At 61.5% G+C, this 15,070-nt stretch carries 13 protein-coding genes; 6 read left to right on the top strand and 7 right to left on the bottom strand.

The window, feature by feature from the left end; genetic code table 11:
* Nucleotides 1-4: 4 nt before the first annotated feature.
* The 6 genes from E1N52_RS27630 to E1N52_RS27605 all read right to left on the bottom strand — a co-directional run bounded on the left by E1N52_RS27630 (nt 5) and on the right by E1N52_RS27605 (nt 6,640).
* Complete coding sequence (locus E1N52_RS27630) at nt 5-1,327, bottom strand: DUF445 domain-containing protein (protein ID WP_246089234.1); 1,323 nt, start codon at nt 1,325-1,327, stop codon at nt 5-7.
* Nucleotides 1,324-2,175, bottom strand: a complete 852-nt coding sequence (phaZ, locus tag E1N52_RS27625) for a poly(3-hydroxyalkanoate) depolymerase (RefSeq protein WP_133186002.1) — start codon at nt 2,173-2,175, stop codon at nt 1,324-1,326. Before phaZ ends, E1N52_RS27630 begins: the two co-directional genes overlap by 4 nt.
* Nucleotides 2,176-2,253: 78 nt before the next feature.
* The gene (locus E1N52_RS27620; protein ID WP_133185967.1) at nt 2,254-2,676 is read right to left on the bottom strand and encodes a phasin family protein; all 423 of its coding nucleotides are present in this window, start codon (nt 2,674-2,676) and stop codon (nt 2,254-2,256) included.
* A 65-nt stretch (nt 2,677-2,741) separates the two neighbouring features.
* Complete coding sequence (locus E1N52_RS27615; RefSeq protein WP_133185966.1) at nt 2,742-4,448, bottom strand: alpha/beta fold hydrolase; 1,707 nt, start codon at nt 4,446-4,448, stop codon at nt 2,742-2,744.
* A gap of 46 nt (nt 4,449-4,494) precedes the next feature.
* Nucleotides 4,495-4,959 (bottom strand): MaoC family dehydratase, encoded by a 465-nt coding sequence (locus tag E1N52_RS27610; protein WP_133185965.1) that lies wholly within the window; start codon nt 4,957-4,959, stop codon nt 4,495-4,497.
* A gap of 37 nt (nt 4,960-4,996) precedes the next feature.
* A complete protein-coding gene (locus tag E1N52_RS27605; protein ID WP_133185964.1) occupies nt 4,997-6,640 on the bottom strand; it encodes a fatty acid--CoA ligase in 1,644 nt (547 codons plus the stop codon).
* A gap of 410 nt (nt 6,641-7,050) precedes the next feature.
* Here E1N52_RS27605 and E1N52_RS27600 point away from each other — a divergent pair, with 410 nt between their 5' ends.
* Nucleotides 7,051-7,497, top strand: coding sequence for a hypothetical protein (locus E1N52_RS27600; protein WP_133185963.1), 447 nt, complete (start codon nt 7,051-7,053; stop codon nt 7,495-7,497).
* Nucleotides 7,498-7,553: 56 nt separating this feature from the next.
* Here the strand turns inward: E1N52_RS27600 and E1N52_RS27595 are convergent, their stop codons facing one another.
* Nucleotides 7,554-9,110: a methyl-accepting chemotaxis protein gene (locus E1N52_RS27595; RefSeq protein WP_133185962.1), complete on the bottom strand. Its 1,557-nt coding sequence runs from the start codon at nt 9,108-9,110 to the stop codon at nt 7,554-7,556.
* 683 nt (nt 9,111-9,793) lie between these two features.
* Between E1N52_RS27595 and E1N52_RS27590 the strand changes: the two genes are divergently transcribed.
* The 5 genes from E1N52_RS27590 to E1N52_RS27570 all read left to right on the top strand — a co-directional run bounded on the left by E1N52_RS27590 (nt 9,794) and on the right by E1N52_RS27570 (nt 15,038).
* A complete protein-coding gene (locus E1N52_RS27590; RefSeq protein WP_133185961.1) occupies nt 9,794-11,065 on the top strand; it encodes an ABC transporter substrate-binding protein in 1,272 nt (423 codons plus the stop codon).
* 73 nt (nt 11,066-11,138) lie between these two features.
* Complete coding sequence (locus tag E1N52_RS27585) at nt 11,139-12,017, top strand: carbohydrate ABC transporter permease (RefSeq protein ID WP_133185960.1); 879 nt, start codon at nt 11,139-11,141, stop codon at nt 12,015-12,017.
* Nucleotides 12,005-12,817: a carbohydrate ABC transporter permease gene (locus tag E1N52_RS27580; RefSeq protein WP_133185959.1), complete on the top strand. Its 813-nt coding sequence runs from the start codon at nt 12,005-12,007 to the stop codon at nt 12,815-12,817. Before E1N52_RS27585 ends, E1N52_RS27580 begins: the two co-directional genes overlap by 13 nt.
* A gap of 10 nt (nt 12,818-12,827) precedes the next feature.
* Nucleotides 12,828-13,862, top strand: coding sequence for an NAD(P)-dependent alcohol dehydrogenase (locus E1N52_RS27575; protein WP_133185958.1), 1,035 nt, complete (start codon nt 12,828-12,830; stop codon nt 13,860-13,862).
* A 3-nt stretch (nt 13,863-13,865) separates the two neighbouring features.
* Nucleotides 13,866-15,038, top strand: coding sequence for an ABC transporter ATP-binding protein (locus tag E1N52_RS27570; RefSeq protein WP_133185957.1), 1,173 nt, complete (start codon nt 13,866-13,868; stop codon nt 15,036-15,038).
* Nucleotides 15,039-15,070: the final 32 nt, after the last annotated feature.

Below are 15,070 nucleotides of genomic sequence, written 5' to 3'. Positions count from 1 at the left end.
CGCGTCACATCACAATGACGAGCGCGAGCCCATGCAGCAACACGCCGACCATTCCGCCCACCAGTGTGCCGTTGATCCGCACGTATTGCAGATCGCGGCCTATCTCCGCCTCGATCTTGCCGCTGACCTCCTGCGCGTTCCAGCCCTTCACGACGTCGGTGATCAGCGCAGAGAGCTGGTGGCGATAGCGCACCACCAGGTCGCGCGCCAGCTCCAGCCACCACGCGTTGAGCTTGTGCTGGATCGCGCGCTCCTCGCTCACGCTCTTGCCAAGCGTTGCGAGTACGCCAGCCAGCGCGCTACGCACGATGGAATTCTCACGTCCGACATCGGCGATTACGCGCTCACGCACGTGGCTCAGCACGCGCTGCGCATAGGCCTCGTTTCTGAAATGGCGGATACAGTCGCGCATCAATGACCGGCCAAAGCGCCGATAGACGGGTGAACTCCGCAACTGGACGATCAGGTCCTGCACCGCTTCGTCGAACTGGTGTCGAAGCTCGTGCTCCGGGCTCGCCGCCACCTCGTGCAGCAGCGCGACGATGCCATCGACGAACTTCCTCACGATATACGCGTCGAGCGGCGCGGGGGTGTATCTCGACGCCTCGCTGAACTTGGCCTTGATCAGGTCCACGTTGGCCGCGAGCCATTGCTCGAGCCCTGCCAGCCCTCGGTCCAGCAGCGGCTGATGATGATTGCCTTCGGTCAGGACCTTGAGAATCCCGCCGATGGCGCGAGAAACGTCGAGCGAGCGCAATTGCGGCGTGGCCACGCGCTCGAAGAATTGCTCGACGTGCGTGTCGTCGATGCCGTTCAGCAGGCGCGGCAGCGAATCGGCCACCACGTCGCCGATCGCCCGGCTATGCGCCGGCTCGGCGAGCCATACGGCCAGCGAGCGCGCGGCGTTATGGCCGCTCAGCCGGCCAATGATGAGCTCGGGCTCAAGAAAGTTGGCCTCGACGAACTTGCCGAGGCTCTCCCCAATGCGCTGCTGGTTTTGCGCAATGATCGCGCTATGCGGAACCGGCAGGCCAAACGGCCGCCGGAACAGCGCGACCACCGCATACCAGTCCGCGATGGCGCCCACCGTACCGGCTTCCGCGAATGCCCTAAGCCACGGAAGCCCGGCAAGCCACGGATATCTGGCCTGCAAGAAAACGCATGCGAGCAGCACCGCGAACACGACTGCGAGCAGACCTGTCGCGGTGCGCTGCATGCGTTTGAGACGCAGCGCCTTGCGCGCCGCCAGTGCCTCGTCAGCCGCATTCAGCGGGCTCTCGACGCCATCGGTCGCTGCGCTGACCTCTTCGCTAACTGCCTCGTTCACGCCAGTTCCTCGCGCAGGAAACGGCGCACCACAGGCGCGACTTCCTTCGCACGCGCGATCAGGAACAGATGACCGTCGTCGATCACGTAGAGCGTCGAGTTGCGGATGCGCGCCGCCAGAATCTTCGCGTTGGTCAGCGGCACGATGGGGTCGTCGTTGCCGTGCATCACGAGCGTGGGCTGACGCAGCGCGCCGAGCCACGGCAGGCTGGTCCAGCCGGACGCAGCGAGCAGCTGATAGAGGTAGCCGCGGCCGCGCGGCGGATGAATATGACGGCTATGCTCCTCCAGCAACCTGGGGTCGCGCCGGTAAGCACCGCCATAAATCTCCGCGCCCACCTGCTTCATATAGCTGCGGTCGGTGTAGCGGCGCGGCCCGATCATCTTGGCGAGCACCGAGAGCCGCGCGGGGACCATGATGACGCCCGGCGACGTTGCCGCAAGAATGAGCCTGCGGCAACGCGCGGGGTAAAGACGCGCGAACTGCTGAGCGAGCGCCCCGCCCCACGAGACCCCGAGCACATCGACCGGCCCGTCGTAGCCGAGCCGCGTCAGAAGCTTGTCCGTGAGCACGGAAAGCGTCGAGAAGCGGTACGGCACGAGCGGCACGGGCGATCCGCCGACACCGGGCACATCGAAGATGATGACGCCCACATCCCCCAGCGCCTCGACGAACGGCTCCACCAGCTCGAGATTCGCGCCGATGCCGTTGAAAAGGAGCAGCGGCGGGGAAGCGTCGCTGCCGTGCCGGACGCCCACGCGCAGGACCTGACCGTCAAGATCGACGGTCTGGATCTGCAAGCCGACCGGGCCGCCGCTCGAATCGGGACTGGAAGCCTCTGCTCTCATCTGCTCGACCTCTTGCACAGGTGTCTCGCCACGGGTTGCGTCATTGGAAACATCGGCGTTTTGCATCGCCGCGCCCTCTTACTTCTTCGGCTGCAGGAGCGCCTTGAGCTCCTCGACGTGCTCGGCCACACGCTTGGTCACGACCGCGATGCTGTCCGACTGCGCACGGTAAGCCGTATCCGCGAGTTCCTGCATGTCCACGAGCGCCTTGTGCAGCGCCTGCTGCACGACTTCGCCCGTATTCGCGCCCGGCGCCGCGCCTTGCGCGCCCAGCTTCGCCACGAGCGACTGCAGCTCGGTCATGGTCGTGCGCAGGATTTCAGCCTGCTTCAGACCGAGCGACTGTACGCCCGCGAGCGCCGCGCTGTTGGCCTGTGCCAGCGCCTCGATGTCCTTGCGGCGCGATTCGAGAATGGCCGCCACATCGACGCCCGGCAGCTTGAACTGGCCCATGACCTTCGTGTATTCGGCAAAAAGATTCGTCGGATTGGTGGATTCCATGATTAAAACTCCATTAGTACTACGTTGAAAAAACAATGAATAACTTCTGAACGATTGGTCGTAAATCAGGCTTCGGTAACGTACGTTCCCGGTGCGTCGGCAAGCGCAGCGTGACGCTCATTGCCGAGCGAAGCCGGCGCGCTGCGGCGCTCGCCCGAACGGCTTGCCAGCCACTCGCGCCAGTTGCCCCACCACGAGTCCTTTTCGGGCGTGGCGCTTGCGAGCCACGTGTCCGCATCCGCAGGCAACTCCGGGTTCATGAAGTACTTTGCCTTCGGATTGCCCGGCGGGTTGATCAGGCTCTGGATGTGACCGCTCGAACTGAGCACGAAGCGCGTCTTGCCGCCGAACGTACGCGCCGTGTTGTAAACACCTTTCCACGGCGTGATGTGATCCGTCATGCCTGCCACCACGTAGGTGTCGCACGTGACTTCGGAAAGATCGATAGGCGTGCCGAGCACCGTAAGCGCGTGTCGCTTGCTGAACAGGTTACCCGTGAAAATGTCGAGCAGCTGGCCGTGAAAGCGCGCGGGCAAGCGGGTCGTATCGTTGTTCCAGTAGAGGATGTCGAACGCGGGCGGCGCCTTGCCCAGCAGGTAATTGTTCACCCAGTAATTCCACACCAGATCGTTGGGCCGCATCCACGCGAACACGCGGCCCATCTCCTCGCCTGCGAGCACGCCGCGAGCGAGGCTGTTCTGCTTGGCCGCCGCGATCGCTTCGGGCGTGCAGAAGAGGCCGAGTTGCGAATCGGCGGTGCTGTCCAGCACGGCAACCATCAGCGTCGTCGCGTTGACCGTCTTCTCTCCGCGGCTCGCGAGATGGCCGAGCAGCGCCGAGATCGTCATTGCGCCGGAACATGCGCCGTGCAGGTTCACATCTTCGCTGCCGGTGATGTCGCGCACCGCTTCGATGGCCTCCAGCAGCGCAGAGACGTAGGTATCCATGTCCCAGTGGCTCTGCGCCGCCGTGGGATTGCGCCAGCTCACCGCGAACACCTGGAACTCGTTCTTCACGAGGTAGTCGACCATGCTCTTGCCTTCGGAGAGGTCGAACACGTAGAACTTGTTGATCTGCGGCGGCACGATCAATTGCGGGCGGCCATAGACCTGTTCCGTGGCCGGCTTGTACTGAATCAGCTCCAGCACTTCGTTGCGAAATACCACCGCGCCCGGCGAGGTGCCGAGATTCTTGCCCACTTCGAAGGCGCTCTTGTCCACCTGCGCGGGCATGCCCTGATTCTTCAGCATGTCGAACATGGCGTTCTTCAGGCCGCCGATCAGGCTTGCACCGCCCGAATCGACCACCTTCTTGAGCGCCGCCGGGTTGCCGAGCAGCGTGTTCGTGGGCGAAAGCGCGTCGGTGAAGAGCGACATCACGAATTGCGCGCGCTCCTTGCTCTTCGGGTCCAGCGCCGAGCGGTCGACAAAACCGCTCAGTGCGTCGCGCCACACCAGATAGCCCTGCAGCGCCATGCGATACCACGTGTTGTCCTGCCACGCGGGATCTGCGAAACGCTTGTCGCCTGCGGGCGGTGTGCTCTTCGCGTTGCCACCCAGCACCGCGAGGAGATTACGCACGAGCGCCGCTTCCTGTTCGACCAGCAGCGCGGGCTGCCGCACGGCCTGCGCGCCGATCTGCTGCGCCGTGGCCAGGATATCGCACGGCCGCAGTCCGACAAACGGATTGGGGCCGAGCATGCCTTCCGTTGCCGACGCCGAGATATCGTCAATCTGTTCGTTCTGCGAATCGTTTTTCGCCGTTGCCGCCATTTTCTTGCTCCTTATGCGACGCATTGCGCGTCCTTGAACGCCCGGATTACGCCACGAGCATCGCGAGGGTCTCGGCGACCAGCGCGGGCTTGTCTTCACCTTCGATCTGCAGTTCGTTCATCGTCTTGATGATGATTCGACCACCGCCCTTCTTCTCCGCCGACACCAGGGACACGCGGTTGCGCACCCGGGCGCCTGCCTTTACCGGCGTCATGAAGCGCACCTTGTCCAGCCCATAGTTCAGGCCCGCAGACGCGTCCTCCGGAATCAGGCCAATCTCCATGGCGAGCGCTGCCAGCAGCGAAAGCGTCAGATAGCCGTGCGCGATCGTTCCGCCAAAAGGGCTCTCGCGTCTGGCGCGCTCGACGTCCACGTGAATCCATTGCCGATCGCCCGTGCAGTGCGCGAATGCGTCGATGCGTGCCTGGTCGACGACGACCCAATCCGATACGCCCAGCTCGCGGCCCACGAATTCGTCGATCGTGGCGATGCTGTATCCCTTGATGCTCATTGCGAATACTCCTTTTTGATCCTTGGTGAATGACGTGTCAGGCGAACTGCTCGCGCAGCCACTTCTTGTCGATCTTCCCGACGCTCGTCTTCTTCAAGGCATCGACGAACTTGACGATTTGCGGCACTGCGTACTTCGAGATGTGGCCTGACGTGGCGAACGTCATGACGTGCTGCTTGATGTCGTCCGCGCTCGCTTCGGCGCCGGGCTTGAGCACGACGAGCGCCACCGGGCGCTCGCCCCACTTCTCGTCCTTGATGCCGATGACCGCGACTTCGGCCGCCGCAGAATGCAGCGAAATCAAGCTTTCAATCTCGAGTGACGACACCCACTCGCCGCCCGACTTGATCACATCCTTGATACGGTCGGTAATCTGCAGATTGCCGGTCGGGTCGATATTGGCGATGTCCTGCGTATGCAGATAGCCGCCCGCCCAGAGCTGCTCCGAGGCTTCGGGATTCTTCAGGTAGCCCTGCGTGAGCCAGGGGGCGCGCACGACGATCTCGCCGTTGGCCTTGCCATCGCGCGGAAGGTCGTCCATCTCCTCGTCGACAACGCGCAGATCGACGAGCGGAACCGGAAAGCCCGTCTTGCAGCGCAAGCGCACCTGCTCGTCGAGATCGAGCTGCTCGCCGCCCGTCGGCAGTTGTGCGAGACTCAGCACCGGGCCCGTCTCGGACATGCCGTAGCCTGCGAAGATGTCGATGCCGCGTTCGAGCGCTTTGCGCGCCAGGCCCTGCGGCAAGGCTCCGCCGCCAATCACGATCTTCCACTTGCTCAAGTCGACCGACTCGGACTCACCGCTGTTGAGCAGCATGTGCAGAATCGTGCTCACGCAGTGCGAGAACGTGACGCCTTCGTCGCGCACCAGTTCCAGCAGGCGGTCCGGCACATATCGGCCCGGATAAACCTGCTTCACGCCCATGACCGTCGCGATGTAGGGCATGCCCCACGCGTGCACATGGAACATCGGCGTGAGCGGCATGTACACGTCGCCGCGATGGAAGCGCTGCCCGGAGACAGGGCTCGCGAGCGCCGCCATCAACGTGAGCGTATGCAGCACGAGTTGACGGTGCGAAAAGTAGACGCCCTTCGGCAGGCCGGTGGTGCCCGTCGTGTAGAAAGTCGTGGCGCGAGTGTTCTCGTCGAAATCAGGGAAGTCGTAGTGCGCTTCGCTCTGCGCCAGCATCGTTTCGTATTGCGCCACGAAGTCGATCGAATGCGCGACGGCCACACTGTCCGGCTCGTCGATATAGACGAAGGTGCGCACGTTCTTGAGCTTGTCCTTGATCGAGTCGACGACCGGCAGAAAGTCCGTATGCACGAGCAGCACTTCGGCGCCGGCATGGTCGATCGTGTACGCGATTTCTTCAGGCGAAAGACGCACATTCACCGTCTGCAGCACGGCGCCCATCATCGGCACGGCGAAGTAGCACTCCAGATAGCGATGGCTGTCCCAGTCCATCACTGCGACCGTGGTGCCATGCTGCACACCGAGCCCCTTCAGGCCGCTGGCGAGGCGCGCGATGCGCTCGCGAAGCGTCGAATAGGTCATCCGCAGCTGCCCGCGGTAGACGATCTCCTGGTCCGGCGCCTGAACGCATGGCGTATGCAGCAGTTGCTTGATCAACAGCGGATAGGCATGGGCCGAAGTCGCCGCTTTCTGCACGTCGTCCTGCATCAATCTCTCCTTGAGTCTGAAAGTGGATGGCGGGCTGGCACAGATTCGTCGTACTACGGCTGGACAGTGACATCCCGAATGACGTCATCTTCGGCTCAGACAAGGGGGCGGAACATCCCCTGAACGGGGGAGCGAGGGGGGAGTGATGGCAGGAAAAAGGGGCGGATAGCGTTGCGCCCGGGGACGCGCGTGGAAACGTGCCGTTATGCGTTGCGGGGCGGATCAGTTCCCGTTCAACCGGGGAACACAATTCCGCCCACAAATACGGATCAACCCCTGATGCGACAGGGGTTTCCGGACACTACTCTCCACCCATTATTGTGTCCCCTCGATCGCCTTGTGAAAGGCTAAAGAAAGCGTCCTTTGGGCCGATATTTACGAGCAGAACAATTGGAAAACGGGAATTGAACATGCAAGTCAACGCCAATGTATCTCCCCGGGTTCTGCAAACCGGAACCACGAGCAGTTCTACCGACGCGGGTTCGTCGTCCACGACCACAGATTCCGCCGGCGCCAGCGCCGGTTCCGCGGCATCGGCAAGCGGCACGAATGCGAGCGCAAGTGCCGGTTCAGCCGCCGGTGTTTCCTCGAGCGGCAGTGCGAATAGTGCCGCCATCCAGCAGTTGAAAGCGCTGATCAACTCGCTGCGTGCACAACTGGCGAAAACACAGGAAGCCATCGCGCATGAACAGGCGCTGGCCAGGCAGGACGCGAGCGGCGTTGCGGCCAGCGCCGCCATGAGCCTGAGCGGCCAGGTCGCAACCATCGAATCGGCGCTGCAAACGGCAACCGCGGAACTCGCGCAGCTAATGCTGGCGAGCGGCAACACCACAGGTCTCGTGAACGATACCGTCTGACTGCATCATGATTGCGGAGCGGCATCAGGTGGTGCCGTCACCGGGTGACCGGAGAGTCACGACGTACCCGATGCAATCTTGAATTCCGACACGACGTCATCGAGCAGCGCCGCCTGTTCCTTGAGCGACTGGGCTGCCGCGGCAGCTTGCTCAACGAGTGCTGCATTTTGCTGGGTTGTGGTGTCCATTTGTACGACTGCGCCACTCACCTGCTCGATGTCGTGGCTCTGCTCCTGCGTAGCCCGGTGCAACTCAGCCATCAAGCCGCTTACCGCTGAGACTGACGACACGACCTCGGTCATGATCGTGCCCGCCTTCTGCGCGAGCAGCGACCCTTCGTCTATCTTTCCAACAGTAGCGTCAATCAAATGCTTGATCTCCTTCGCCGCTTGGGCGCTTCGCTGAGCGAGACTTCGGACTTCACTCGCGACGACCGCAAATCCGCGACCGAGCTCTCCAGCCCGTGCCGCCTCGACGGCGGCATTCAGCGCCAGAATGTTGGTCTGGAAGGCGATGCTTTCAATCAGCCCCACGATTTCGGCAACCTTGCTGGAATGCACCGATATGCCTTGCATCGTCCGGGCGACTTCGTGAACCACCTCGCCGCCCGCAGATGCCGTTTGTGAAGCCGCCAATGCCTGTCGACTCACGGTATCGGCTGTCTCCGCGTTCTTCTTGACTGCTCGCGTCAACTGCGCCATGTTCGCGGCCGCAACTTCAAGCGAAGCGGCCTGTTGCTCGGTTCGCCGGGAAAGATCCGCGCTGCCGGAGGCAATCTCCTGCGCGCCGACGTTGATGGTTTCGGTTCCGCCGCGAACGCTACGGACGGTTCGCACCAACGCGTCCTGCATTGTCCTGACGTCAGCCATGAGCATTCCCATCTCATTCCGATATTCGGCGAGTACATCGCCCTGAAGATTGCCTGAGGCAATGCGTGCGAGATGAGTCTTGATTTCGGCTACAGGACGCACAATGATTCCGACGAGGATCCGCCTCGCGCCTATTCCCACGGCAAGTGCGACTACCGCCGTTGCGGCAAGCATGGCGACCATCAAATGAAAGCGCGACTGCGCCTGCGCAAAACGTTCCCGTTGCGAATCGACGACCGCATTCTCGCGCTCCTTCATCGCGCTCTGATAAGACGCCACCGCATCCTGCGTCGCCTTCCCCTGGAGTTCCTTGAAGCGGCCGAAATCCATTTGGCCGAGCGCGTCAGCCGACGGCAGGACTGCCTTGTCGAGGACAGATCGGCGGCGCCCTGCCAGCTGCCTCACGGCCTCGGAGTCCGCGCCGGTTTGTAGCGAAAGATACTTCGAGAATTCTAGTTCGGAATCCTTTAGATCCTGTCGCGCGCCTGAAAGCAAGTCCGGCTCCGGGTCACCCAGACCATACAACGAAAGGTAGCTGTCGAGCGAGACGCGTGCACGCTGAAGCAAGGCGTCACTGGTCTTCAGCGCGACCAGCGAACTGGTATCCACTTCATACATGGCTCGCAGCGCGTCGTTGTTCAGCTTCAGCGCCAGAATGCCGGCGGAACTCGTCACAGCGAGGATGACGACAAACACCGAAATTACGCAGGTCAACCCGCTTTTGATACTGAGCCCCTTGAGCATATTCCCCCCGATTCATGATGTGTCAAACAGACCTCTCGCACGGGCCGTGATGACTTTTTATTAATCTGGAAAACTCCAACGCTTCCCGGCAGGCGCGCCAGGCGTATGTCACCCCGAAGTGCCACGCGAACGGAGCTGGAACGCGGGTTCGGCACAGTCTATGGAGAAGTCCGATAACCTTCAAATGAAAAATCGGCCTTCCCCGATATACGTTTTGGCATTGGTATAAATACCTATCCACGCCCTGCTGGGGTAATCGTCTTTGGATGCAGATTTTTGCGAGTACCGGGGGCTCGGCTCACTTTTGCCCTTCCCTTTGAGAGCCCAGATTTCCAGAGATTTGATCCTCGCGAATATCCAGATTACATAGTGATGCTTAGCATGAGTGCCGCGATGATTTTCCGACTTATAAAGCCGAAGGTTGTGCGCGCGACCCTCCCTGAACCACCAATCGAACTGGTATCGCGCCCTGCCAGAACGCATACAGCCACGCTCTCGCAAACCAGGTTCGACACAAAATTTTGCGCTGCACACAAAAACTGAGCAAAAAGTACAGAACCGCTGCCCCGTTTTGGCGTGGCTGGCTCGCCAGGCCGGTGCTAACTTACGCTCGCTATCTACCGGCACGCAAACGCCACCGGCCGATAACAACCACTCGAACTAAAACCTTCCAGGAGACGGCAGTGAAAAGGTTCCACTATTCCGCACTGTGTGCGTTGCTGGGCGCGACCCTGCCTGTCGTGTCGGTCGCACAGTCGTGCAATGTTCCAGTCATCAAGGTGCTCGCGCAGAAAAGTCTCGGCCTTACCGTGATGGAAAAGTCCCTGCCCGACTACGAGAAAAAGACCGGAACGAAGATCGAGATCAGCTATTTCGGAGAGAACGACCGCCGCGCAAAATCGCGGCTCGACGCGTCGACCGGCGCCGGTTCATACCAGGTCTACTACGTGGATGAAGCGAATGTCTCCGAGTTCGCGACGGCGGGCTGGATCGTGCCCTTGCTGAAGTACTATCCCAAGGATGCCGACTACAACGACTTCCTGCCCGGACGCCGCGCTGTCGCAAGCTATAAGGGCGTCGCGTATTTCGCGCCGCTGATCGGTGGTTCCGACTTCCTGTTTTATCGCCGGGATATCCTCGAAAAAGCACATATGCCGGTGCCGCGCACGCTCGACGAGCTGGTTGCCGACATCAAGAAACTCAACGCGCCGCCGAACCTGTACGGCTGGGTTGCGCGAGGCCAGCGCGGCTCCGGCATGAACGTCTGGCGCTGGGCGCCGTTCATGCTCGCCGAAGGCGGCACATGGACCGACAAGCAGCAGCAACCCGCATTCAATTCGCCGTCTGCCGTCAAGGCCACACAGCTTTACACGGACCTCTTCAAGTATGCGCCGCCGGGCTCCACCACCTACGACTGGAGCAACGCGCTTGAGGCATTCCGCTCTGGCAAGGTGGCCTTCATGATCGAGTCGACGCCGTTCGCCGACTGGATGGAAGACCCCACCAAGTCGAGTGTCGCCGACAAGGTCGGCTACGCGAGGCCACCCGCACCGCTGCCCTCCGCTGCTTACGGGCATGGTCTGGCCATTTCTGCGGTCGGCGCGAAGGACGAATGCACCCGCCAGGCGGCCGGCAAGTTCATTGCATGGGCAACAAGCAAGGAACAGGAGCAGGCACGCCTGCGCGACAACGTGTTCAGCGACTACAACCGCACGAGCACGATCGAAAGCGATTATTTCCAGAAGCACGTCAAACCGCAGATTCTCGCCGGGTTGAAGGATACGACGCCGGTGTCGAAGGTCACCTTCTGGCCGAGCCCGCAATGGCCGGATATCGGCGACAACCTGGGCGTGGCGCTCGAGGAAATCTTTACCGGCACCCAGAAGAACATTCAGGGAGCGCTCAACGATTCGACCCAGTACGCGGAAGATGCGATGGAGCATGCGCGCAAGTGAGCAGCAGCGCGAGTCCCCTCTGTGCACGGGAGCGGGCGCATGCGCTCCCGACTGTTCGAAGCTGGAGAGCTGAATGTTCAATCGCGGAAAGACTAGCCTTCCGTTCGTGTTTCTGGTGCCGCCTCTCGTTGCGATGGCGGTGCTGGGATTCGTGCCTACCATCGCGGCCATCAACCTCGCGCTCCGCAATCGCGTATTGCGCTACCCGGATAGCGAGTTCGTATGGATGCGCAATTTCGTTCGCCTTGCTGCCGACCGGCGCTTCATCAACTCCATTGAGGTCTCGGCCATCTGGGAGTTCGTGACGGTGCTCGGCGCGGTCGCGCTCGGAATCGTCGTTGCCATTTATCTGTTCGAGCATGTGCACGGCCGGCTGCGCAATGCCATCAGTGTGCTTTTGATCATCCCTGTGCTGTTGCCACGTGTTTCCGCGGCGTTTATCTGGAAGTTCATGTACTCGCCGCTCAATGGCATTCTCAGCTGGCTGATCGGACTCTTTGGCATCACGAACACGGCCTTTCTCTCGGACCCGGCGCTAGCGCTCTATGCAGTCGCGCTAGTCGATATCTGGCAATGGGGCCTGTTTTTCTCAGTGGTGGTGCTAAAGCTGCTCGAGACGCTGCCGCCCGAGCCGCTCGAAGCGGCACGGCTCGACTATGCAAGCACCTGGCAGGTTTATGCATACATCGCGCTGCCAATGCTCAAGGCGCCGATCATGAGCCTTGTATTCATCAAGATGGTGGAATCGCTGCGTTCGTTCGACCTGATTTACGTGATGACCAAAGGCGGCCCGGGCGTATCCACCGAGACGCTGGACATGTACGCGTACTCCCAGGGAATCGGCCTCGCAGGAAAGGTGTCGTACGCGTCGAGCATGGCTGTCTTGATGATGGTCGCAACGACCTTGATCTTCACGCTTATCTGGAAGCGGGTGAACAAATGGGAAGACTGATCTCCCGCAGTACGATCCTGCTACTCGGTGTAGCGCTCGCCGTGGTGGCGGTGTTCCCAATCCTCTGGGCAGTGCTCAATTCACTGAAGAACCTGCTCGATATCGTCACACCCACGCCGCGTTTCATCTTCACGCCCACTCTGGACAATTACCGGCAGGTGATTTCGAGCCCGGAGGTGCTGATCGCACTGGAGAACAGTTCGGTCATTGTGGGCACCGCGGTCATCCTGGGCACGGTGCTTGGCGTGCCGGCGGCCTATGTGATCGCGCGCTTTCACGTTCCGGCAAAACGCGACATCCAGTTCTTTCTGCTGTCGCTGCGTTTCCTGCCGCCGGTCGCGGTAGCGATTCCGCTCATCGCGATCTGGGTGGACCTGGGTCTGTATGACACACGGTTCTCGATGATCGTCACCTATCTGCTAACGACCTTGTCCACCATCACGTGGCTCTCGATACCCGTGTTCCAGCGCATGCCGCGCGAAATCGAGGAGGCGGCCACGCTCGACGGTTATGGACCTTACGCTACGTTCTGGCGTATTGCCTTGCCGACCTGTGGCAATACGCTGCTGGGCGGCATCATTTTCAGCTTCGTGTTGGTCTGGAACGAACTGATGATGGGACTTGCACTAACGTCCTCGCGCAGCGCCACCCTGCCGGTCGTCGCATCCGCCTTTACGTCGCTCGGCCAGGAAGTGCCGTGGGGCGTGATCAACGCATCGACAGTTCTGCTTGCACTGCCGCCAATCATCTTCGTGGGCGTATTGATTCGGCTCCTGAACTCAATGGTCAAAGGAAAATAAGGAGAATGTTGTGAAGGCACTTGTACTGGAAGAAGCTCGACGCCTGAGCCTGCGGGACATCGATTTGCCGCTTGAGATCGGGCCACGCGATGTCAAGGTTCGCATTCATACAGTTGGTGTATGCGGGAGCGACGTGCACTACTTCACGCACGGCCGCATTGGGCCGTTCAAGGTCGAGCAGCCGATGGTGCTCGGTCATGAGGCGTCGGGCACGATCGTCGAGGTGGGGGCCGAAGTCGGTCACCTGAAAGTTGGCGACCGGGTTTGCATGGAACCCGGTGTGCCGCAATTCGACTCACGCGCCACCATGCGCGGACTCTACAACCTGGACCCCGCCGTGCGGTTCTGGGCCACGCCTCCTGTTCATGGCTGCCTGACCCCCTACGTGGTGCACCCGGCCGCGTTCACCTACCGGCTTCCGGACAATGTCTCGTTCGCGCAAGGCGCCATCGTCGAGCCCTTATCGATCGGCCTGCAAGCAGCGACGAAGGCTGCCATGAAGCCCGGCGACGTGGCCGTCGTGATTGGCGCAGGCACCATCGGCGCCATGACGGCGCTCGCCGCACTCGCGGGCGGCGCATCGCGCGTGATCCTCGCTGACGTCGTGAAAGAGAAATTGCGCCATTTCGCAGGCAATCCGGCAGTGACGACTGTGAATGCCGCAGAGGAATCGCTCGAGGACGTGGTGCGCCAGGTGACCGAAGACTGGGGCGCCGATGTCGTGTTCGAAGCGTCGGGCAATGCGAAGGTCTTCGAGACGCTGCTGGACCTCGTGTGTCCGGGCGGCTGCGCGGTGCTGGTGGGCATGCCGCCGGGGCCGGTCGCGCTCGACGTGGTAGCAATGCAGGCAAAGGAGATCCGGCTCGAATCTGTATTCCGCTACGCGAACATTTTCCCGCGGGCGCTGGCCCTCATCAGTTCGGGAATGATAGACGTGAATCCGTTCATCTCCCGCAAATTCGCATTTTCAGACGGCATCAAGGCGTTCGAGGAGGCCGCGGCTGGCCGGCCCGAGGACGTGAAAATCCAGATCGAGATGGATTGAATCATGGCGACTATTGTCTGCGAAGGGCTCACGAAGCAGTACGACGGAGGGCAACCCGTACTGCATCCGCTCGACCTGCACATCGACGAAGGCGAGTTCGTGGTGCTGCTGGGGCCGTCGGGATGCGGCAAGTCGACGATGCTGCGCATGATCGCCGGGCTGGAGGAGATATCGGGAGGCAGCCTCTCGATTGGCGGCACTGTTGTGAACGACGTACCCGCACGCGAGCGCAATGTCGCGATGGTGTTTCAGAACTACGCGCTCTATCCGCACATGAGCGTGTACGAGAACATCGCGTTCGGCCTGCGGCGCCTCAAAACGCCGAAGGCCGAGATCGACCGCCGCGTGCACGAGGTGGCCGCCATGCTCAATCTCGATGCGCTGCTCGAGCGCAAGCCGCGCGCCATGTCGGGCGGCCAGCAGCAGCGCGCCGCCATCGCCCGGGCGATGATCAAGACGCCCGCGGTCTTCCTGTTCGACGAGCCGCTGTCGAACCTCGACGCCAAGTTGCGCGCCCAGCTTCGAACCGACATCAAACGCTTGCATCAGCGCCTGAAAACGACCACGGTCTACGTGACGCACGACCAGCTCGAGGCGATGACGCTAGCCGACCGCGTCATTCTGATGCGCGGCGGACGCATCGAGCAGGAAGGCACGCCGACCGAGCTATACCGGTATCCGCGCACGATTTTTGGTGCGGGCTTTATCGGCACGCCTGCGATGAATTTTCTCGATGCCTCAGTGCAACGCACTGGTGAAAGAGTCATCGTGTCGTCTGCCGTCGGTCACTGGCAACTACGCGGAAACCGCTTTCAGCGCTTGCAGGACGGACAGGCAATCAAGCTGGCAGTCCGCCCAAATTTCGTATGGATGCCAGATGATGTGAAAGCTGATGATGCGCTCATGCTCAGCGGTATTGTGGAGCTGGTCGAAGTGTTGGGTGCAGAAGCGCTCATTACCGTTGACTGCTCAGGTGAACGTATCACCGCGCTTGTTCCGGCGAGTACCGTGCCTCACACAGGAGATCACGTCAGGCTCGCGTTGCGCGAACACGATCTGCATGTTTTCGACGTCGCGACGGGGGATAATGTGTCGCTTGGGCTGGCAGACGAGGCAGCGGCGGCGCTCCTACCCGACCCACGCCTGCACGCGGCGCCCGGCGTGGGAGTACATTAGCGTGCAAGCGCGCGTGTTGGCCGCGAAGGCAG

This window comes from Paraburkholderia guartelaensis, from assembly GCF_004353905.1.
GTDB classification, from domain to species: domain Bacteria; phylum Pseudomonadota; class Gammaproteobacteria; order Burkholderiales; family Burkholderiaceae; genus Paraburkholderia; species Paraburkholderia guartelaensis.
This window is presented reverse-complemented; position numbering and strand designations above follow the sequence as displayed.

Bases quoted from the DNA above. Each gene is read 5' to 3' on its own strand.
- phaZ (WP_133186002.1), bottom strand. From the start codon at position 2,175: ATGAGAGCAGAGGCTTCCAGTCCCGATTCGAGCGGCGGCCCGGTCGGC.
- E1N52_RS27620 (WP_133185967.1), bottom strand. From the start codon at position 2,676: ATGGAATCCACCAATCCGACGAATCTTTTTGCCGAATACACGAAGGTC.
- E1N52_RS27615 (WP_133185966.1), bottom strand. From the start codon at position 4,448: ATGGCGGCAACGGCGAAAAACGATTCGCAGAACGAACAGATTGACGAT.
- E1N52_RS27610 (WP_133185965.1), bottom strand. From the start codon at position 4,959: ATGAGCATCAAGGGATACAGCATCGCCACGATCGACGAATTCGTGGGC.
- E1N52_RS27605 (WP_133185964.1), bottom strand. From the start codon at position 6,640: ATGCAGGACGACGTGCAGAAAGCGGCGACTTCGGCCCATGCCTATCCG.
- E1N52_RS27600 (WP_133185963.1), top strand. From the start codon at position 7,051: ATGCAAGTCAACGCCAATGTATCTCCCCGGGTTCTGCAAACCGGAACC.
- E1N52_RS27595 (WP_133185962.1), bottom strand. From the start codon at position 9,110: ATGCTCAAGGGGCTCAGTATCAAAAGCGGGTTGACCTGCGTAATTTCG.
- E1N52_RS27585 (WP_133185960.1), top strand. From the start codon at position 11,139: ATGTTCAATCGCGGAAAGACTAGCCTTCCGTTCGTGTTTCTGGTGCCG.
- E1N52_RS27580 (WP_133185959.1), top strand. From the start codon at position 12,005: ATGGGAAGACTGATCTCCCGCAGTACGATCCTGCTACTCGGTGTAGCG.
- E1N52_RS27570 (WP_133185957.1), top strand. From the start codon at position 13,866: ATGGCGACTATTGTCTGCGAAGGGCTCACGAAGCAGTACGACGGAGGG.